Genomic DNA, 18,261 nt, shown 5'->3' on the forward strand with positions numbered 1-18,261 from the left:
CGGGCGGGGACCCGCGCCGGAGCACGATCCGGTGCCCGTTCTCATACAGGTGGTCGAAACCGCCTCGATCACGGGCACGGTGATCGTGCCGTGCCGGCTGGAGGGCTCCGACGAGGCGGTCCTGGCCGTTTCGACACCCGCGACAGTCACTTCGGTCCTCGTGTCCGAAGGCGACGCCGTCGAGGAGGGTGACATCCTCATGACGATGGAGACGGACGGACTGCACTCCGCCGGCATTTCCACCGCTGCAGCCAGGGTCTCCGCCGCCCGTGCCGCGCAGGAGTACGCGGCAGGCAGCCTGGCCCGGGCCGAGGATCTTTTCGAAAGCGGGGCACTCTCCGAGAGCGGGATCGAGACGGCCCGCGCATCGGAAGCCTCGTCGCAGGCAACACTCGGCCTCGCGAGGGCCGGATACCAGCAGGCTGTGTCGGAGGCTTCGCTGGGGCAGGTGAGGGCGCCCTTCGCGGGCACCGTGACACGGGTGTGGGCCAGGACCGGCAATCCCGCGTCGGGGAGCCTGGTGGCCCTGGCCGGCGGTGAGGTGCTCGAGGCGTCCCTGGGCTTCGCCCCGTGCCGGCTGCGCCAGCTGTCCGAAGGCCAGCCGGTCTTCCTCGAGACAACGGTCTATCCAGGCGAGCTCTTCGACGGAGTGATCACGGCCGTTTCACCGTCGGTCGACCCGGTATCGGGCCTGGCCTTCTGCACGGTTCAGTTCGGCAACGCCGACGGCAGGCTCAGATCGGGCATGAGCGGCACCGCGACAGTGGCTCTCTCGACCGTCACCGGAGCCGTGGTGGTCCCGCAGTCCGCGATGGAGAGGCAGCCCGACGGAGGCTGGCGGGTGGCGGTGTCCGAAGGCGGCATCTGCCGGTTCAGAACGGTGGAGGCGGGGATGCAGGACGGGTTCGACTGGCAGATCCTGTCGGGGCTCTCGGAGGGTGACAGCCTGGTGGTCTTCGGGATCAACCGCGCATTTGAAGGCTGCAGGCTCGTGGAGGCGGAGATATGAGCCTCCCGGCGCTGGCGATAAACCGCAGGGTGACTTTCCTGATGGTGTTCCTGCTGATGACTGGCGCAGGCGTGTTCGGCATCACGCAGCTCGGCCTCGACTACCTCCCCAAGGCCGACCTGGGACAGGTGATGATCATCACCGCCCTGCCCGGCAGCGGACCCGAGGAGGTGGAGACCCTCGTCTCCGAGGTGCTGGAGGATGCGGTCAGCGGCGTGGAGGACGTGGACTGCGTGGAATCCGAGAGCAGGGCGTCCCTGAGCACCGTGACGGTGGATGCGTCTCTCGGGGCGGACATCGACCAGGTGCTGGACGACGTGAAGGAGGCGGTGGACAGGAGCCAGACACTCCTGCCCGCAAATGCGACGGACCCCGTGGTCTTCGCCCTCGAGAGCAGCATGAAGCCCCTGATGATCGTTAGCTTCTCGAGCCAGACCCTGTCCAGCGCCGGGCTCCGCCGCCTGGTGGAGGACGAGGTGCAGCCGGTGCTGAGCCGCGTGGGCGGCGTGGCCTCGGCGGACATCTCGGGCGGCGAGGTGCGCAGCATCAACGTCACGGTCGACCCCGTCCTGACATGGGAGCGCGGGATATCCATCGCGCAGATCTACGGAGTGCTGTCCGCGGTGGACGCCGACCAGCCCGGCGGCAACCTCGAGGCCGGCGGGCTCGACATCTCCATCAGCGTGCGCAGCGGCTTCCACAGCCTCGACCAGATCCGGGAGCTCGTGGTCGGTGCCCACGGAGGCGTGCCGGTGCGCCTGGGCGACGTGGCGCTCGTCGAGGACGGCTTCGAGGACCCATCGAGCATCTCTTCGCTCGATGGCGCCAACACCATCATGCTCGTGTTCCGCAAGAGCGCCGACGCGAACACCGTGAACACCTGCCGGAGCCTGGAGGCCGAGGTGGAGCGGATCTCGGCGTCCTACACCGGCCAGTTCGAGACCGGCATCGTCTACAGCCAGGAGGACTACGTGAAGTCCTCCATGAATTCGCTGCTGGAGACCGGGATACAGGCGATGGTGCTGGCCGCCGTAGTCCTGCTGCTGTTCCTGGGTTCGCCCGCGAACGCCGGCATCGTGAGCATCTCGATGCCGCTGTCCTTCATCACCACGTTCGCGTTCATGTACGCCTTCGGGGTGAACCTCAACATCATCTCCCTCGCAGGCCTCTCGATCGCGATCGGGATGATCCTGGACAACTCCGTGGTCGTGCTCGAGAACATCCACAGGCTGCGCAAGGATGGCGCCGGCGTGAGGGAGGGTTCGGAGAAGGGCGCCACCCAGGTCGGGATGGCGGTGGCCGCCTCGACCCTGACCACCGTGGCGGTGTTCATCCCCATGCTCTTCGTGAAAGGCCTGACGGGCCAGGTCTTCAGGGACCTCTCCATAACGATAGTCTGCGCCCTGATGATAAGCCTCTTCAACAGCATGACCTTCGTGCCCCTCCTGGCCGGGATGTCCACGAGGATAGTCAAGACGCACCGGAAGGGCTCGCCTCTCCAGAAGGTCCAGGATCTGATCCAGGCGCTGGAGGAGAAGTACGCCGGCTGGCTCTCGTGGTGCCTCGCGCACAGGAGGCTCACCCTCCTCCCGACCGTGGGGGCCTTCCTCGGCTCGATGCTGCTCGTCGGGCGCATACCGACCTCCTTCATCCCCGACGTCCAGGAGGGCATGATGACCATCACGGCCTCCGCACCCCCCGGAACGGGCCTGGACGTGACGGACAGCCTGGCCATGGTGATGGTCGATTCGATCGAGGGGGTCTTCACGCCAGGCGACCTCGTCCATACCAGCATGACCGTGGGCAGGAGCGCGGGGATCTCCGCGGCGTTCGGGGCCGACGCACCCAACCGCATCGATCTCGTCTTCTACTTCGCCCCGGAGAAGGACCTCACCAGGCAGGTGGACGACTACCAGGAGCCCGTGAGGGAGGTGCTCGACGCCGTGCCCGGCCTGACCTACACGCTGACCACGGGCATGGGGTTCAGCACCGGCAACCCGATACAGATCGCCATCTACGGCAGCGACCTCGAGGACCTGCTCGCGAGGGGAGCGACCCTGAAGGCGGAACTCGAGCGCATCCCGGGCACGATCGACCACGAGTCGAGCCTCGACGAGTGGGTGGACCTCATGCGCTTCACACCCGATCCCGCGGTAATGTCGCAGAGGGGGGCCAACCCCGCGGCCATTGCGGCCGAGGTGACTCTGGGGGTGATGGGTCTCGACGCCTCCACGTACTACGAGGGCGACGAGGATCTCGACGTGCATCTCGCCTTCGACGACCGGGCGGTCTCGAGCCGCGAGCGCATCCTGGGCCTCCCCGTGTCGGGGGCGCCGCTGGAGAGCTGGGGCACGCTCTCGACCGACCTCGTGCCCAACATGATCTGGCACAGGGACAGGAGCAGGAGCGTGCTCGTGTCGTGCGGGATAGAGGGCAGGGCCCTGGGCGACGTTGGGGGGGACGTATACGCGATGATGGACACGCTCGACCTGGGCGGCGCGAGATGGGAGCTGCTCGGCGACATCCCCGACCAGAAGGAGTCCTTCTCGAGCATGGCCATAGCCATATCCGTGGCGATCTTCCTGGTCTTCCTCGTGATGGCGGTGCAGTTCGAGTCGCTCAAGGAGCCGTTCCTCCTGATCTTCGAGATACCGATGGCCATGATCGGCGTCATCCTGGTGCACGTGCTGACCGGGATGACCCTTGGCCTCACCTCGCTGATCGGCATCCTGATGCTCGCGGGCATCGTGGTGAACAACGGGATCGTGCTCGTCGACTTCGCCAACCAGGAGATGCGCTCACAGGGTCTCTCCCCCGTGGAGGCCGTGCTCGACGCCGGCAGGAAGAGGATGAGGCCCATCCTGATGACGGCGAGCACGACCGTGTTCGCAATGCTGCCCCTGGCGCTGATGTCCACCGGCAGCTCCGGCCTGTGGTCGCCCATGGCGCGGACGGTCGTGGGCGGGATGGTCGTGGCCACGCCGCTGACGCTGCTGATCCTGCCGGTGATGTACGTGCTCATGGCGGAGCGCAAGAACCGTGGAAAGGCGGCCGGCGATGCCTGACAGGACGGGGATCTGCGCGGCACTGATCCTTGTGTGCGCATGCGGAGGCCGCAGCCCCGGGACCGGTGACGCAACGGCGGTTACGGTGCCTTCGGACGCCGCTCCGGAAGAACACGGCACGGTCTCTGCCAGCGTGCGCGTGGAGGCCTGCGACGAGGCGCTCCTGTTCGGCTCGGGCCGGGTGACCGGGGTCTTCGTGGAGGAGGGCGACTCCGTCTCGGCGGGCCAGGTCCTGGTCGGCCTGTCGGGAGATGCTCTCGTTGACGGAGCGGTGGCCGCCGGGTTTTCCGGAGTCGAGGCAGCCAGGGTCGAGGCTTCCAACGCGGAGGCAGCGTACAGGCGCTGCTCCGAGCTCTTCGAGGCAGGGGCGCTCAGCAGCGAGCAGATGGAGGGCGCAGAGACGGCCATGCTGGCTTCCCGGTCCACCCTCCAGGCGGCGAGGGCCGACCTGTACGGCGCGCTCTCCGGCCGCAGCGCATCCACGGTCGATGCGCCGTTCGACGGCGTGGTCGGGCGGGTGTGGGCTAGCGAGGGTCTGATGGCCGGCCCCGAACCCCTCGTGATGGTCACGGGCGGATGTGGATTCGTGCTCCGCGCTCTTCTGCCCGAGAGATACATCGGATCCTTCGAGATCGGAGATCCCGCCGGGTTCGAGACGACTGCGCTGCCGGGGGAGGTCTACGGGGGGGTCGTGACCTCCGTGTCGCCGGCGATAGATCCGGTCACCGGCCTGCTCCCGCTGACTGTCACTCTCGACGACTCTTCGGGCACGCTCTTCCCGGGCATCTACGGCACGGTCAGGATCGATCCGGGATGGGAGGGGGACGAGCGGTGAGGGGTGGGCGGCGACGGAGGGCGGAGGCGGGGCGAAGGCTCCGCGGTTTGACCCGGTGAGGGCTTCCGGCTATCATCCCTGCGGAACTCCCGATCCCCGCATCATGGACCGAAACGGCAGGAGACAGGCGTGATCCAATACGCGAAGTTGCTGATGCTGGCCGGGGCTGCCATGGCGGTCGCCGCCGCCCCGGTGACACCCGCGGATGCCGGGCTGGCTGCGAACCACAGACTCGAGCGGGACGGCATGGCCGGCTCCTTCACGATCGATGGTGTATCCGGGCTTACGGGCAATGACGGTACGATGCTCGCGTATGTGTTCGACCTCTCCCCGTCGGGCTACGTGGTGGTCTCGGCTGATGACGCCATGCCTCCAGTGCCGGCCTACTCCTACTCCTCGGATTTCGGCAGCGGCGAGGGGCAGACGTTCGGCATGTCCGACCTCCTGGCGATGGACATCGAGAACAGGATGGCCTGCGCCGGGATGATCTCCGAAGAGGCGGCCCTGGCGAACGCCCGCTCGTGGGAGGCCGCGACGTCCGGTCTCGTCGATCCGGGATTCCCGGTGATGCTCGAGCAGTGGCCGGCGGCTGGCACCACTCCCACCGGGGGCTGGCTCTGGGAGAACTGGACCCAGGGCTCCCCATACAACGCCTACTGTCCCATGGATCTGACCTCGAGCTCCAGGAGCGTGGCGGGATGCCCCGCAGTGGCGATGGGCATGATAGTCGACAACCTGGAGACGACCAACTCCACGCGGTTCTCCGACTCGGACGACTACCACCACGTATACCTCGAGAACTACTGGATCGACGACGACTGCGTTGCACACGACTTCCCTGACTGGTCCGAGCTCAACGACATGCTCGACATCCTCGACACCCACTACGAGCAGTCCACGCCCCTCACCAACTCCGACAAGGCCGCCCTCGTGTTCGCTTGCGGGTCGGCCTGCAAGCAGGTCTATTCCGCCTCGGGCTCGGGCACCTTCGGCGTGGGGCAGGCCCACGACGCATACACCAGGTTCGGGTTCGAGAACTGCGAACTGCTCGATGCGGAATCCGACAGCCTGTTCGAGAAGCTGTCCCAGAACATGATGGACGCCCTACCGGCCCATCTCGCGATAGTCGACGCCGCATGGCAGTACGGGCACAACATCGTGGTGGACGGCTACAACACCGACGACTACTACCACTTCAATTTCGGCTGGGGCGGCTCCACGAACGGCTGGTACCAGTTCCCGCTCAGCGGCATGCCCTACCAGATGAACATCATCGAGGGGCTGATCCTGAACATCTACCTCGACTCCACGGGCATCGATCCGGCCGATCCCGATGCATCGGTGTCGCTGTCGTGCCCGTCCAACCCGTGCCCGTCGACCCCGTCGGTTTCGGTAGAGCTCGCACGGCCCGGAAACGTGGCCGTGAGGGTGTTCGGAATCGACGGAAGGCTCGAAGGCATCCTCGTCGACGGCAGCCTCGGAGCCGGCAGCCATGCGCTGGCCTGGCCGGGCAGCCTGCCTTCGGGGGTCTACATCGTGAGGGCCGACGCCGGCTCCTCCTCCGACACGCTCAGGCTGGTGGTGCTGGAATAGCCGGGAACGGCGCGGCGGCCGGCTGCGGCCGGGCTGCGACAACCCCGCAGGACAGAGCGAGATGCCCCTGGGTGGACCTCGCGAAACCGCTCTACGTCGATTACCACGACAGGGAGTGGGGAGTCCCGGTCCACGACGACAGGCTCTGGTTCGAGTTCCTCGCCCTCGAGAGCGCGCAGGCCGGCCTGAGCTGGTACACCGTGCTCCGCAAGCGCGAGAACTACCGCACGGCCCTGGACGGATTCGATCCCGGGATGATCGCCAGCTACGACTCGAAGAGGATCGAGGGTCTGCTCCAGGATCCCGGCCTGATCCGGAACAGGGCGAAGATGAACGCGATAGTCGGGAATGCCCGGTGCTTCCTGGCGGTCCGGGAGGAGTTCGGGTCGTTCGACTCCTACATCTGGCGCTTCACCGGCGGGCGGCCGATCGTGCACGAGATAAGGGGCCCGGGCGACTACAGGGCGACGAGCCCCGAATCGGATGCGCTCAGCGCAGACCTGAGGGCGCGTGGCTTCGGATTCGTCGGCTCGACGATCTGCTATGCCCACATGCAGGCCACCGGGATGGTGAACGACCATGCCCTGGGCTGCTTCAGGCGCGGCGAGATAATGGCGGGATACTAGCTCGGGCCGGCCTGTGACGTCTCGATGCTCTCCACGGAGCACTCGCGGCCGGACAGCACCTGCTTGAACACCCCGCCGCAGGCCGGGCAGCAGGCCGCGAGGTCCGAGGCCTCATACGATGCGCCGCATTCCGCGCACTTCACCACTGCAACGGTCGGCCTGATCCTGAGCACCGGCCGCCCGAAACCGCGCTGTGAGGCCATCTCGGTGAAACAGAAATCGAGCGCCTCCGCGGAGACGCCCGAGAGCGGCCCCAGCACGAGGTCGACCGCCCTCAGGCTCTCCCTGTGCCCGAGCGCCTCCTCGACCACGTCCAGGATTTCGGAAGCTACCGACAGTTCGTGCAAGAGAACCCTCCGGAAGGCTCCTGGGCCCGGGCACTTATAACGCGGCATGCCGCCCGTGCACAGCCGTGCGCCCCTAAGGGTCCCGGAGGGGCTTTCTTTCGGCGCAACCAGCCTTATACTTGGGTGTCGACCAGGACGAGCTGCCGTTCTCCTCTCCGACCGGAGGTGGCCCATGTGTCTGGGAGTTCCCGGTGAGATCGTCGAGATCTCGGGGGACGACCAGATTTCCCGCACCGCCAGGGTCAGCTTCGACGGAGTCATCCGGGTGGTCTCCCTCGCAGGCATCCCCGAAGCCGTCGTCGGTGACTACGTGATAGTCCACGCAGGGTTCGCGCTGAACAGGCTCGACAGGGCCGAGGCCGCCAGGGTGATGGAACTCATCGACGCACTCCGGGCCTGCCCCGGGGAAACCCAGCCGTGAAACTCCTCGAGGAATACAGGGATCCCGCGACGGTCCGCCTCCTGGCAGACGCAGTCGCACGCATCGCTACGAAGCCGTGGAGGCTCATGGAGGTGTGCGGGGGGCAGACCCATTCGATCCTGGAGAACGGGATCGACTCCCTCCTCCCCGATGCGATCACCCTCGTCCACGGGCCCGGCTGCCCTGTCTGCGTCACGCCGGCCTGCTCCATCGACACGGCCGCGGGCATCGCCTGCAGGCACGAAGCGGTTGTCTGCACCTTCGGCGACATGCTGCGCGTTCCCGGGGCCGCCACGGACCTGATGACGGCCCGGTCGGCCGGGGGGGACGTACGGATCGTCTACTCGCCCATGGACGCCCTGGGGATGGCCCGGTCGGATCCCTCCCGCGAGTACGTCCTCTTCGCCGTGGGTTTCGAGACCACCGTGCCGGTGACAGCCACCGCAGTCCTCCGGGCGCGCGCCTCGGGAACCGGCAATTTCACCGTTCTGAACGCGCACGTAAGGGTGCCCCCCGCGCTCGAATGGATACTCAGGATGCCGGACTGCGCCGTGGACGGCGTGCTGGCGGCCGGACACGTCTGCGCCGTCACCGGATACGAGGAGTACGAACCCATGGCGGCCAGGCACTCCACGCCCATCGTCGTCACGGGGTTCGAGCCGGTCGACATCCTTCAGGGCATCCTGATGTGCATCTCCATGCTCGAGGCGGGGGAGGCCCGCGTGGAGAACCAGTATGCGAGGGTTGTCTGCAGGGAGGGGAACCCCGCCGCCATGGCCATGGCCCGGGAGGTCTTCGAGCATGCTGACGCCGACTGGAGGGGGCTCGGAGTGATCCCCGGGGGCGGATGGGCCTTCAGGGAGGATTTCAGGAGCTTCGACGCCGCATCGAGGTTCGGAGCCGTTCCGGACCCCCCCGATCCCGGGGACGGGATCTGCATGGCCGCGAAGGTGCTCACCGGAGTCCTCGAACCGACGTGCTGTCCGGCATTCGGACGGGAGTGCACGCCCGGCAGCCCGCTCGGCGCCCCGATGGTCTCTTCGGAGGGCGCCTGCGCGGCATACTTCAGATACAGGGGAGGTGGCCGGTGATGGACCGCGATTCCGTGGATCATTCCGGCGGTTTCTCGTGCCCCGTGCCGCTCTCGCGCCATGCGGTGGTCACCATGGCCCACGGCGGCGGCGGCACCATCATGAAGAGGCTGGTCGACGGATTCGTCGAAGCCTTCGGAGGCCCCGCCCCCGGAGACAGGCACGACGGAGCGGTGCTCGAGCTGAACGGAGGCCGGATAGCCTTCACCACGGACAGCTATGTCATCGACCCCATCTTCTTCCCGGGCGGAGACATCGGATCGCTGGCAGTCCACGGCACGGTCAACGACCTGGCGGTCTGCGGAGCCAGACCGCTCTGGCTGAGCGCAGGCCTGATTCTCGGCGAGGGCTTCCCCCTAGACAGCCTGAAGCGTGTGGTGGAGTCGATGGCGGATGCGGCCCGCAGGTGCGGGGTGAGTTTCGTGACCGGCGATACCAAGGTCGTGGGACATCCCGGTTGTGACGGCATCTACGTCAACACCGCCGGCATCGGGGCCGTGCCTCCCGGAGTGGACGTGCGCCCCGCGAACGTGCGGCCCGGCGACGGCATCGTGGTCAGCGGCGACATCGGCAGGCACGGGATGGCCATCATGTGCGCGAGGGAGGGCATCGGCCTGGAGACGGACATAGTGAGCGACTCGGCCCCGATTCACGGAATGGTCGGGAGTATCCTCGAATCCGGCATCCCCGTCCGGTGCATGAGGGACCTGACGAGGGGAGGCCTCGCTGCCGCTCTTTCGGAGATCGCATCCGATTCTGCCACGGATTTCGTCATCGAGGAGTCCTCCGTGCCGGTGAACGGGCAGGTGCGCGCCGCGTGCGAGCTGCTCGGCTTCGATCCTCTGCACGTAGCGAACGAGGGGCGCTTCGTGACGTTCGTTCCGGGAGGCATGGCCGCTGATCTGGTGCGGCTCATGGCCTCCTTCGACCCCGAAAGCACGCCTGCATGCATCGGAACGGTCGCCGGGGAGGGGACGGGCGCTGTCACGTTGAGGAGTTCCCTGGGAACAAGGAGGCCGATGTCGGTGTTGAGTGGTGAGCAGCTTCCGCGGATTTGTTGAAAAACTGCACAGGGAGGGCACTTTTGCATCGGGTGACAGCGGGTCGGCCCCCATTCGAAAAAATTCGAACGTTCAGGAAACGCCACACGCTATTGGGTCCGCGCGAGCGAGGCCTTATCTTACATCATGTCCCGAACGCGCCTTCCATCGTGATGGAAGGCATTCTCATCACCCGATACAGGAGGTTTCACAAGTGAGCGACACTTCCCGGATCCTCAAGGAACTCGTCGACGTCCAGGGCATCAATGTAGCCGTCTGCGTGGGTCGCGACGGCTTCGTCATCGATGCCGCCTCCACCGGGAACGCTGATGCCGATGCCATCGGCGCGATGGTCTCCACGGGAATGGGCTCCGCCGAGAGCGTCGGCCGCGAGCTTGGCGTCGGCGAGATGGCCCAGGCCATGATGGAGTACGAGAAGGGCATAGTCGTCCTTTCCGCCCTCGGAACCGACGCTCTGCTCGCAGTCGTCGCATCGAGCGACGCCAACCTGGGCAACGTGCGTCTCCAGGTTAAGCGCCGCACGGCGGACCTGGTCAAGAGCCTGAGCTAGACGGCTCCCCGGCCCTGACAATCGCCGGTCCAGACGATCCGCTCTTTCGAAGGGAGTCCGGATAGCGATGAAAAGCGATCAGACGAGCCAGAGCAGCGCTATACATCGCGAGTTGTCGGAGATGGTTGGCGCGACCGGGGCCCTCATAAGCCTGCTCATTTCCAGAGAAGGCGTCTGTCTGAGCCAGGCCGGCGAGCTGACGTCGCTGAACACGACCGCGCTCGCCGCCCTGGTCGCAGGCATGTTCGCGGCCACCAAGGAAGTGGCCACCATCGTGGGCGAGAACCAGTTCTCGATCCTTCTCCAGCAGGGTGACAGGCGGCATATCCACATCTCCCTGGTGGGGAAGAGGTCGATGATGGTCATCGTCTTCGAGGACTACACCAGGATAGGGAAGGTCCGGATAGAGGCCAAGAAGGCAGGCGAGGCCATATCCAGGATCCTCGAGATGCCGGTCGAGAAGACACCCGACGAGGAAGGCGAGATCTACCTGCCCCGCTTCAAGGAGTACGCGCTCAACCTGGTGGACAGGATCTTCCGGGTAGACGAAGAGGACGATGGCGCACATCAGCTCTGAGAACCAGCAGATAGTCTTCAAGCTCGTCTATTTCGGACCGGGCATGAGCGGCAAGACCACCAATCTCCACTGGATCCACGCCCAGCTCGCCGAGAAGTACCGGGGCGAACTGCTCGTGCTCGACACAGAGAAGGAACGGACGCTCTTCTTCGATTTCTTCCCCGTGTCGCTCGGAAGGGTCGAGAACTACGCGATCAAGTTCCACCTCTACACCATCCCGGGGCAGATACACTACGAGGCCAGCCGCCGACTGATCCTCGAAGGCGCCGATGGAGTGGCCTTCATAGCCGATTCGCGCATGGGCCATCTCGAGAAGAACATCCAGAGCTACAGGATGATGATCGACAACATGATCGATCTGCGGATCCCGGTCGATGACTTCCCGGTGGTGCTCCAGTACAACAAGCGCGACCTGGAACCCCTGATCGAGCTGGGCAGCATCGAGAGGGAGCTGGGTCTCTCCCCGGGCATCCCTGCGATAGAGGCCGTGGCGAGCGAGGGCAGGGGGGTAATGCAGACCCTCCGGCTGCTGAGCATGGAAGTCATCAGGAAGTTCCAGCTCTAGGCGGGAAAGAAGCGACGGCGCCCCTGCGCCGCATGAGTTTGGAAATGGAATGGCTCTCAAAGGCACACTGAGCGATCTCGGCCTCGTCACCCTGCTCCAGTTCCCCAACTCGAGCAGGAGATCGGGGCTTCTCTCGATCACTGTCGACAACGATCAGGCGAACCTCTATTACGTCGACGGAAACCTCGTGCACGCCACCCTCGGCGACCTGACGGGGCAGCAGGTCCTCGTCGAGATGGTCGACTGGAAGGACGGCACCTTCACATTCGAGACCGGCGTGCCGTCCCCCGAGGTGACCATCAAGAAGGACCTCCACAGGCTCATCATGTGGGCCCTGAAGGAGCGGGACGAGATCAAGAAGGCTCAGGCCGAGGCCGAACAGAACGCCCTCCAGCACCCCGACGGCCACATCTACGAGCAGCCCCTGCGCGACTTCGTCGCTTCGTCGCCGAGCCACGTCTGGGCGAGCATCATCGATTCGACAGGGGTGATCATCGCCAGGTCCGACCTGCCGAGCGACCTCTCCGAGATCGCCCCGGTGATCGTGAAGAGCGTGTCGGCCTTTGTGAACTCGTATCCCGGCGGGGCGCCCGACAGGGTGATCATCGAGGACGGCTCGAGGACTCTCGGGCTCATGTCGGTGGACAAGAAGCTGGTTCTGCTGACCGTCGTGAAGCCCGACACCAAGATCGGCCTGATGTGCATCGCCCTCGGCCGCCTTCTGGACAACGTCCGCAAGAAGGAGTGATGGCGGAATGGCGGAGGATCCCGAGCCGTCCCCGATCCCCTTCGACGAGTTCCTCCGGGTGTGCACGGATTCCGGCCTGATCACGGAGGACATGTCCAGGCGCATACACGGTTTCGCCCGCGCCATGGGAGGAGTGGGTTCGGTACCCCGGATGTCCGGCGCCGATTCGGAAAGGCTGCAGAGCTTCGAGAACATCCTCTCGTTCGACTATCCCGACAACATGACCTTCGACAGCTACATCACCACCGAGGAGAACTACTACACCTGCGAGATCCTCCGCACGATGGCGTTCATCCCGAGGATCTGGAAGGCCATCGCACCCGTGTTCATCCATGCCCCCACAGGGCAGGGCAAGACCCATCTGCTGGCCGCCACGCGCAACGCCACGTCCCGGAAGGCTCTTCTCATCAACACCCTGGACCTCGAGACGGAATTCCAGCACGCCCTGAGCGCCGGCAGGGAGCGCGAACTCCGCGACTGGATGATCCAGCACGACCTGATACTCATCGACGACATCCAGTTCACACGCGGCAACAGGAGCTTCGAGAAGTTCGTCATATCGGTGATGAACCGGATGCCGAGGGAGACCCACGGCATAGTCATCTCTTCCGACGTCGAACCATCCATGCTCACCGGGATGGACGCATCGCTCCTGTCGCGGCTGATGTCCGGGATCACCATCAAGCTCGAGATCGTGAGCAAGAAGGGGCGCCGGGAGATCCTGGAGCAGTTCTTCAAGTACACGGGCATGAACCTCTCGGACGACGTGGTAGACTACCTGGCCGACACCTTCACGACGAACGTCAGGCAGCTCAAGGCCGCGGCAAGGATGGTCCTCGCGAGGGTGCTCGGTACCGGCAGCGCCATGACCGTGGAGTCCACCAGGGCGCTCCTCGGCTTCATGACGGAGAGGATCGGCGCCGAACTGCCCGAACTCGACGAGGATCTTCCCATGGCTCCGGGAGGGAGGACCGAGTACATCGTCGTGGAGGTGGAGGAGGAGCCCGAACGCAGAAACACCGGATCGGGCCTGGAACCCTTCGTCATCGAACCGGTGAACGGCGCCGCCTCGTCCCGCAGGCAGCAGACAGCAGGCTCGAGCGATACCCCGCCCAAATCCGTGGCAAGGAGAGCCAGGGTGCAGCCCGTCCGGCCGGTCGAGCCGCCTCCTGCTCCCGCGGCAACGGAAGATGCGGATGAGGAATCCGGGCATACCGAAGAGGATTTCCCCGTCCCGATGGCGGTGTCGAAGGAGAAACCGCATGCTCCGGCCGTGGAGAAGCATGTGGAGCAGCCTTCGCCCGCCAGGCCGGCCGGGAGTGCGCAACCTGCACCCCCTGCACTGAAGCCTGCCCCGTCCGGAAGAACTGCAGCGCCCGCGGGAACGCCTGCGGAAGCTGCCATCGCGCAGCAGCAGGCGCCCGCCCCGGACGATGCGCTCGAGCCGCCGCGCTCGGGGCGCAGATCGGCGAGGAGATTCAAGGAGATGCTCGAGTCCGCGGACACCGTGGAGAAGCAGACCGAAGCCCTCCGCCTGGCCGTGGGCGAGAGGATCAGGCAGCTCATGGAGTCCGGAGCGAACGATATCGACATAGGCAAGCTCCAGGTCACGCTCAAGTTCCTCGAGAAGGGCGACCTGGAGTCGGCGATGCTCTCGCTCAAGGCGTGACGATGAAGGTACGGGGTCGAGTCGAGGGAGGAAGGAGATATTGTGCACGCAGTCGCGGATGCAGATCTCTCCCGTTTCCACGGAGTCGCCTATCTTCTGGGAGCGCTGGCGCACGCATCGGAGCTGAACCTCGGCAAGAGCAGCCTCTCCATCTGCATGCTCGCCGGGAAGAAGTTCGGCAGGGAGGCGGTCGAAGGCACACGACAGACCGATGACCTGACCGAAGCGGTCACCCTTCTGGGCGAGGCCCTCGCGAAGCGGGGCATCGTCTGGCACTTCGAACCCTTCGCCGGCGAGTCCGCGACGCCCATCGAGGACCGCGACGGCAAGAAGGTGATGAGACTCTCCTTCGGGACCTGCATGGTCCGCAATGCCCTCTTCAGGTACGCCCACGAACAGAAACAGTCCCTCTGCTACATGGCCCACGGCGTCTTCGCCGGGGCGATGGAGAAGATCATGCCCGGCAGGACGGTGCATCTCGAGATTCTCCACGCCGGACCCAACGGCTGTCTCAAGGAGATGATCGTGGAGGAGGGTGGTCAGGAATGAAGGCGAGGGTGTCTACGGAGTGGCTCTCGGGCTGCTCGGGCTGCCATGTCGCCATAGTGGATCTCCACGAGAAGCTGCTCAACCTGGTCGACGACGTCGAGTTCGTGAGGGTCCCCGTGCTGATGGACGAGAAGGGCTATCCGAAGGCCGACGTCGGGATAGTCGAAGGGGCCGTCAGGAGCGAGCACGACAGGCATGCGCTCGAGAAGATGCGCGAGAGCTGCGGAAAGCTGCTGGCCTTCGGAACCTGTGCGGCATACGGCGGCCCGTCCGGGATCGGATGGCTGTACGGACGCGACGCCATCCTGGCCAAGGCCTACGGCGGGAACGTCTCCGACGCAAAGGGATCGAGGGTTCCCGGCGGGGCGTCGAAGCTCGAGGAGAGCGTGATCCCGATCGACGAAGTGGTGAAGATCGACCGGTATCTGCCGGGCTGTCCGCCTCACCCCTACTTCATCGCGATAGCGATACGCGACCTGCTCGGGGTCGAGAGCATCCCTCTGAGCCCCATGACGGTCTGCTCCGAATGCGGCCGCAGGATGAAGAAGACGGAGGGAGCGAAGCTCTCGAAGGGCGAGGTGTCGGCCAACGATCCGGAGACCTGCTTCCTCAGCCAGGGTGTGGTCTGCCTGGGCAGCGTCACGCTCGACAGGTGCAAGGCCCAGTGTCCCAACAAGGGCGTGGCCTGCGCGGGATGCGCCGGGCCCTCGGTGGACCTCATCCGTGAGCCGCACCTCGACATCAGGAGCATGGTCGCGAAGAGGATGGCCATGCTGACGGGCATCCCCGAACAGGAGATCAGGGACTACATCCAGGGCGAAGCCAAGACGTTCTACTCCTATGCGCTGTCATCCCCGGTGATGTACGGGAAGCCCACCGTCGAGCTGCGGGAGTGGGCGGCGGAGGCCGCGAAATGAGACCACCGACACCCGTCACATGGGAGACTGAGATATGAAGAAGATAGTGGTCGATCCGGTCACGAGGATCGAGGGGCATGCCCGCATCGTCCTCGATACGGACGACGCGGGCCGCGTGGTCAGGGGCCATCTGCAGGTCCTCGAGATAAGGGGTTTCGAGAAGCTCCTCGAGGGCATGGAGCTCTTCAAGATGCCCCTGATCACGGGCAGGATCTGCGGGGTCTGCCCCGCCGCGCACCATATCGCGTCCGTGAATGCGATCGAGACCGGACTCGGGGCGAAGATCCCCAGGGATGCCGAACTGCTGCGCGAACTGATGTACATGGGCCACATCCTGCACTCCCACGCCCTCAGCACTTTCGTGCTCACGGGGCCGGACGTGCTGGGCGGCATAGGTGCGAAGCCGGAGCAGCGGAACGTGTTCGCCCTCCTCAAGCTCGAACCGGAAGCCATAAGGAAGGTCCTCCGACTCAGGAGCATCGGCCAGAAGACCGTCGAGATCGTCGGCGGCAGGGGGGTGCACCCCGTGACCTCCATCCCCGGGGGGCTGGCCAGCAGACCGTCGAAGGAGGAGCTCGCCTCGATAGCGGCATGGGGCGGCGAAGCCTTGGGCATCATCGAGGAGCTGACCCCTCTCTTCATGGCCAGGCTGGCGGATCTCGACGAACTGCGCGGGCCTGCGGTGCTCGACTTCCTGCCGGCGGCTCTCAGCAACGGCGGGAAGGTGGCGTACTGGAACGCACCGTGCGTCGTGAGGAACCGCGACGGCAGCCAGGAGAGGTCCTTCACCGCCCGTGAATACGCCGACAACCTGGTCGAACACGTTCTGGACGACTCCTACATGAAGTCGATCACCCTCGGCGGGAACCCGGAGAAGAACCTCTTCGTGGGCCCCCTGGCGAGGATGCTGGTCAACGACGGCTTCTCGACCCCGAAGGCCACCGCGCTCCTGGGCGCATTCCGGAGCAGGCCCCGGAACTCCACCCTCGACAACCTCGAGGCCCGCCTCGTGGAGTCCGTGCATACCGCCGAGAGGATGGCCGCGATAGCCGGGAGCGAGCTGGGCGACGGCCCGATCCGCATCGAGCTGCACCCCGGCCCGGGCAGATACATCGGCATGGTGGAGGCGCCGAGGGGCATCCTGATACACGACTACACGGCCGACGACGCGGGGAGGATCTCCGCCGCGAACCTGATAGTCGCCACGCAGGGCAACTACGACGCCATCGACAAGTCGATCACCGGGATGGCGGAGCACCTCATCGGCGGGAAGGACGACGAGAAGCTGATGAACGGGGTCGAATTCGCCCTCCGGTGCTACGATCCCTGCCTGGCCTGCGCGACCCATGCCGCCGGGAGGATGCCCCTCGAGATCGAGATAAGGCATCGCGGCAGGCTCGTCCGCAGCGTGACCCGGAGGGAGGAGCGGGCATGATAGACATAAGGATCGACGATGATGCCTGCGTCGGCTGCTCGCTCTGCGTGGAGGTCTGTCCGACGAAGGTGTTCGAATTCGACGAGAAGAAGGCCCGGCCGGTCGTCAAGAAGCCGAAGGAGTGCTTCGGCTGCCTGAGCTGTTCCGAGATATGCCCCGCTACGGCGATCGTACACGAGGGAGCGGTGCACTCCGAGAACCACTACTACGATCCGGGCGCAGTGGAGCTCTCGCAGAAGACCGCTGACGCAGCGGGGGGGATAAACTTCCCCGATGATGCAGGTATCCGCAGGCAGGCGGTGGGCGACCTCGGAATACGGCTGCTGTCGGTGGCTTCCGTGTTCAGGCAGACCCTGGGCGGCAGCCTGCCCGCGGTGGGCACCATGGCCGGCAGGACACTCGCGACGCACCTCCCGAGGTATCATGTGCCGGCCGACTTCAAGGAAGCGCTCGCGATGGTGGTGGGGCAGCTCGCGCCGACGTGGGACCTCAAGGCCGCGTATGACGGGGCCGAGAGCCTGAAGATAACCGCCGGGACATGCTTCATAAGGGATCTCTGCAGGCGCGAGGGGCTGGAGCTCGGGGGCGACCTGTGCGTGCTCTTCTACAACTACCTGGCGGGTTACCTCGCGAAGCTCTCCGGTGTGAGGCTGAAGCTGGAGAAGACCTCGCCCGGCGACACCTGCGCGTACGAGATCAAGGTGATCAGGAAGGAGTGATCCCCGCAGGGGCTTCGAGGCTCGCTGTCGCGGGCATCGGGAACACTCTGGCCGGCGACGACGGGGCGGGGATCAGGGTCCTCGAGGCGCTCGAAGCGCTCCTGGGGGACGAGCGTCCCCCGGGAGTGCTCCTGGTCCGCATCGAGGGAGACCTCCTCGATGTGACGGATCTCCTGGGCGAGGCCGATCACATCATCTTCCTCGACGCAGTGGCGGCATCGCCGCCGGGGAGGCTGATCCGTTCGGTCTCCGCGAGGCGGGCGTTCGCCCCCTCCTTCCATCAGACCGACATCGGCACGCTCATGGCCAGGCTCGAACCCCTGGGACTGGTGAAGGTCTTCCCTTCCTGGGAGATACGGGGCATCGCGATAGACCCCCCGACCATACTGGGGGAGGGGCTCTCGCCGGCGGTGGCCGAAGCTGCAGAGAGACTGGCGGGATCGCTCGCCCGCGAGATCCTCGCTCGATGAGGCCGGGGAATGCG

General features: G+C 65.7%; 19 protein-coding genes. 18 read left to right on the forward strand and 1 reads right to left on the reverse strand.

Going from position 1 to position 18,261, the window contains the following annotated elements; genetic code table 11:
* Positions 1-31 precede the first annotated feature (31 nt).
* From QUS11_08725 to QUS11_08745, 5 genes are all read left to right on the forward strand, one after another.
* On the forward strand, positions 32-1,009 hold the full coding sequence (locus tag QUS11_08725; GenBank protein ID MDM7993383.1) for an efflux RND transporter periplasmic adaptor subunit: 978 nt from the start codon (positions 32-34) through the stop codon (positions 1,007-1,009).
* The gene (locus QUS11_08730) at positions 1,006-4,074 is read left to right on the forward strand and encodes an efflux RND transporter permease subunit (protein MDM7993384.1); all 3,069 of its coding nucleotides are present in this window, start codon (positions 1,006-1,008) and stop codon (positions 4,072-4,074) included. Before QUS11_08725 ends, QUS11_08730 begins: the two co-directional genes overlap by 4 nt.
* Complete coding sequence (locus QUS11_08735) at positions 4,067-4,909, forward strand: efflux RND transporter periplasmic adaptor subunit (GenBank protein ID MDM7993385.1); 843 nt, start codon at positions 4,067-4,069, stop codon at positions 4,907-4,909. Before QUS11_08730 ends, QUS11_08735 begins: the two co-directional genes overlap by 8 nt.
* A 129-nt stretch (positions 4,910-5,038) precedes the next feature.
* Positions 5,039-6,502, forward strand: a complete 1,464-nt coding sequence (locus tag QUS11_08740) for a C10 family peptidase (GenBank protein MDM7993386.1) — start codon at positions 5,039-5,041, stop codon at positions 6,500-6,502.
* A 71-nt stretch (positions 6,503-6,573) separates the two neighbouring features.
* Positions 6,574-7,128, forward strand: a complete 555-nt coding sequence (locus QUS11_08745; GenBank protein MDM7993387.1) for a DNA-3-methyladenine glycosylase I — start codon at positions 6,574-6,576, stop codon at positions 7,126-7,128.
* Here QUS11_08745 and QUS11_08750 read toward each other — a convergent pair.
* Entirely contained in the window at positions 7,125-7,475 is a 351-nt protein-coding gene (locus QUS11_08750) for a hydrogenase maturation nickel metallochaperone HypA (protein MDM7993388.1), read from the reverse strand. The two genes, QUS11_08745 and QUS11_08750, sit on opposite strands and share 4 nt — an antisense overlap.
* Before the next feature lie 172 nt (positions 7,476-7,647).
* On the opposite strand from QUS11_08750, the gene QUS11_08755 reads away from it, so the two are divergent.
* From QUS11_08755 to QUS11_08815, 13 genes are all read left to right on the forward strand, one after another.
* Positions 7,648-7,896, forward strand: a complete 249-nt coding sequence (locus tag QUS11_08755) for a HypC/HybG/HupF family hydrogenase formation chaperone (GenBank protein ID MDM7993389.1) — start codon at positions 7,648-7,650, stop codon at positions 7,894-7,896.
* Complete coding sequence (gene hypD / locus QUS11_08760; GenBank protein ID MDM7993390.1) at positions 7,893-8,987, forward strand: hydrogenase formation protein HypD; 1,095 nt, start codon at positions 7,893-7,895, stop codon at positions 8,985-8,987. Before QUS11_08755 ends, hypD begins: the two co-directional genes overlap by 4 nt.
* The gene (hypE, locus tag QUS11_08765) at positions 8,987-10,048 is read left to right on the forward strand and encodes a hydrogenase expression/formation protein HypE (GenBank protein ID MDM7993391.1); all 1,062 of its coding nucleotides are present in this window, start codon (positions 8,987-8,989) and stop codon (positions 10,046-10,048) included. The genes hypD and hypE overlap by 1 nt, the downstream gene beginning before the upstream one ends.
* A gap of 193 nt (positions 10,049-10,241) precedes the next feature.
* Positions 10,242-10,598 carry a roadblock/LC7 domain-containing protein gene (locus tag QUS11_08770; protein MDM7993392.1) on the forward strand — a complete coding sequence of 119 codons (357 nt, stop codon included), beginning with the start codon at positions 10,242-10,244 and terminating at the stop codon, positions 10,596-10,598.
* A 121-nt stretch (positions 10,599-10,719) separates the two neighbouring features.
* Positions 10,720-11,175 carry a roadblock/LC7 domain-containing protein gene (locus QUS11_08775; GenBank protein ID MDM7993393.1) on the forward strand — a complete coding sequence of 152 codons (456 nt, stop codon included), beginning with the start codon at positions 10,720-10,722 and terminating at the stop codon, positions 11,173-11,175.
* Positions 11,156-11,740 carry a GTPase domain-containing protein gene (locus tag QUS11_08780; GenBank protein MDM7993394.1) on the forward strand — a complete coding sequence of 195 codons (585 nt, stop codon included), beginning with the start codon at positions 11,156-11,158 and terminating at the stop codon, positions 11,738-11,740. Before QUS11_08775 ends, QUS11_08780 begins: the two co-directional genes overlap by 20 nt.
* Positions 11,741-11,789: 49 nt before the next feature.
* Entirely contained in the window at positions 11,790-12,488 is a 699-nt protein-coding gene (locus tag QUS11_08785) for a DUF4388 domain-containing protein (protein MDM7993395.1), read from the forward strand.
* A 7-nt stretch (positions 12,489-12,495) separates the two neighbouring features.
* Positions 12,496-14,157, forward strand: a complete 1,662-nt coding sequence (locus QUS11_08790) for a DnaA/Hda family protein (protein MDM7993396.1) — start codon at positions 12,496-12,498, stop codon at positions 14,155-14,157.
* A gap of 42 nt (positions 14,158-14,199) precedes the next feature.
* Positions 14,200-14,706 carry a hypothetical protein gene (locus tag QUS11_08795; GenBank protein MDM7993397.1) on the forward strand — a complete coding sequence of 169 codons (507 nt, stop codon included), beginning with the start codon at positions 14,200-14,202 and terminating at the stop codon, positions 14,704-14,706.
* Positions 14,703-15,623: a hypothetical protein gene (locus tag QUS11_08800; protein ID MDM7993398.1), complete on the forward strand. Its 921-nt coding sequence runs from the start codon at positions 14,703-14,705 to the stop codon at positions 15,621-15,623. Before QUS11_08795 ends, QUS11_08800 begins: the two co-directional genes overlap by 4 nt.
* Before the next feature lie 34 nt (positions 15,624-15,657).
* Complete coding sequence (locus QUS11_08805) at positions 15,658-17,058, forward strand: Ni/Fe hydrogenase subunit alpha (protein MDM7993399.1); 1,401 nt, start codon at positions 15,658-15,660, stop codon at positions 17,056-17,058.
* Positions 17,055-17,777 (forward strand): 4Fe-4S binding protein, encoded by a 723-nt coding sequence (locus QUS11_08810; protein ID MDM7993400.1) that lies wholly within the window; start codon positions 17,055-17,057, stop codon positions 17,775-17,777. The genes QUS11_08805 and QUS11_08810 overlap by 4 nt, the downstream gene beginning before the upstream one ends.
* Positions 17,774-18,247 carry a hydrogenase maturation protease gene (locus tag QUS11_08815; GenBank protein MDM7993401.1) on the forward strand — a complete coding sequence of 158 codons (474 nt, stop codon included), beginning with the start codon at positions 17,774-17,776 and terminating at the stop codon, positions 18,245-18,247. The genes QUS11_08810 and QUS11_08815 overlap by 4 nt, the downstream gene beginning before the upstream one ends.
* The last annotated feature ends 14 nt before the right edge of the window (positions 18,248-18,261 follow it).

It is taken from the genome of Candidatus Fermentibacter sp. (assembly GCA_030373045.1).
Lineage (GTDB): Bacteria > Fermentibacterota > Fermentibacteria > Fermentibacterales > Fermentibacteraceae > Fermentibacter.

Excerpts from the sequence above, each read along its gene's own strand:
- QUS11_08755 (MDM7993389.1), top strand. The coding sequence starts at position 7,648 with ATGTGTCTGGGAGTTCCCGGTGAGATCGTCGAGATCTCGGGGGACGAC.
- QUS11_08790 (MDM7993396.1), top strand. The coding sequence starts at position 12,496 with ATGGCGGAGGATCCCGAGCCGTCCCCGATCCCCTTCGACGAGTTCCTC.
- QUS11_08730 (MDM7993384.1), top strand. The coding sequence starts at position 1,006 with ATGAGCCTCCCGGCGCTGGCGATAAACCGCAGGGTGACTTTCCTGATG.
- QUS11_08735 (MDM7993385.1), top strand. The coding sequence starts at position 4,067 with ATGCCTGACAGGACGGGGATCTGCGCGGCACTGATCCTTGTGTGCGCA.
- QUS11_08810 (MDM7993400.1), top strand. The coding sequence starts at position 17,055 with ATGATAGACATAAGGATCGACGATGATGCCTGCGTCGGCTGCTCGCTC.
- QUS11_08805 (MDM7993399.1), top strand. The coding sequence starts at position 15,658 with ATGAAGAAGATAGTGGTCGATCCGGTCACGAGGATCGAGGGGCATGCC.
- QUS11_08785 (MDM7993395.1), top strand. The coding sequence starts at position 11,790 with ATGGCTCTCAAAGGCACACTGAGCGATCTCGGCCTCGTCACCCTGCTC.
- QUS11_08800 (MDM7993398.1), top strand. The coding sequence starts at position 14,703 with ATGAAGGCGAGGGTGTCTACGGAGTGGCTCTCGGGCTGCTCGGGCTGC.
- QUS11_08780 (MDM7993394.1), top strand. The coding sequence starts at position 11,156 with ATGGCGCACATCAGCTCTGAGAACCAGCAGATAGTCTTCAAGCTCGTC.
- hypE (MDM7993391.1), top strand. The coding sequence starts at position 8,987 with ATGGACCGCGATTCCGTGGATCATTCCGGCGGTTTCTCGTGCCCCGTG.
- QUS11_08775 (MDM7993393.1), top strand. The coding sequence starts at position 10,720 with ATGGTTGGCGCGACCGGGGCCCTCATAAGCCTGCTCATTTCCAGAGAA.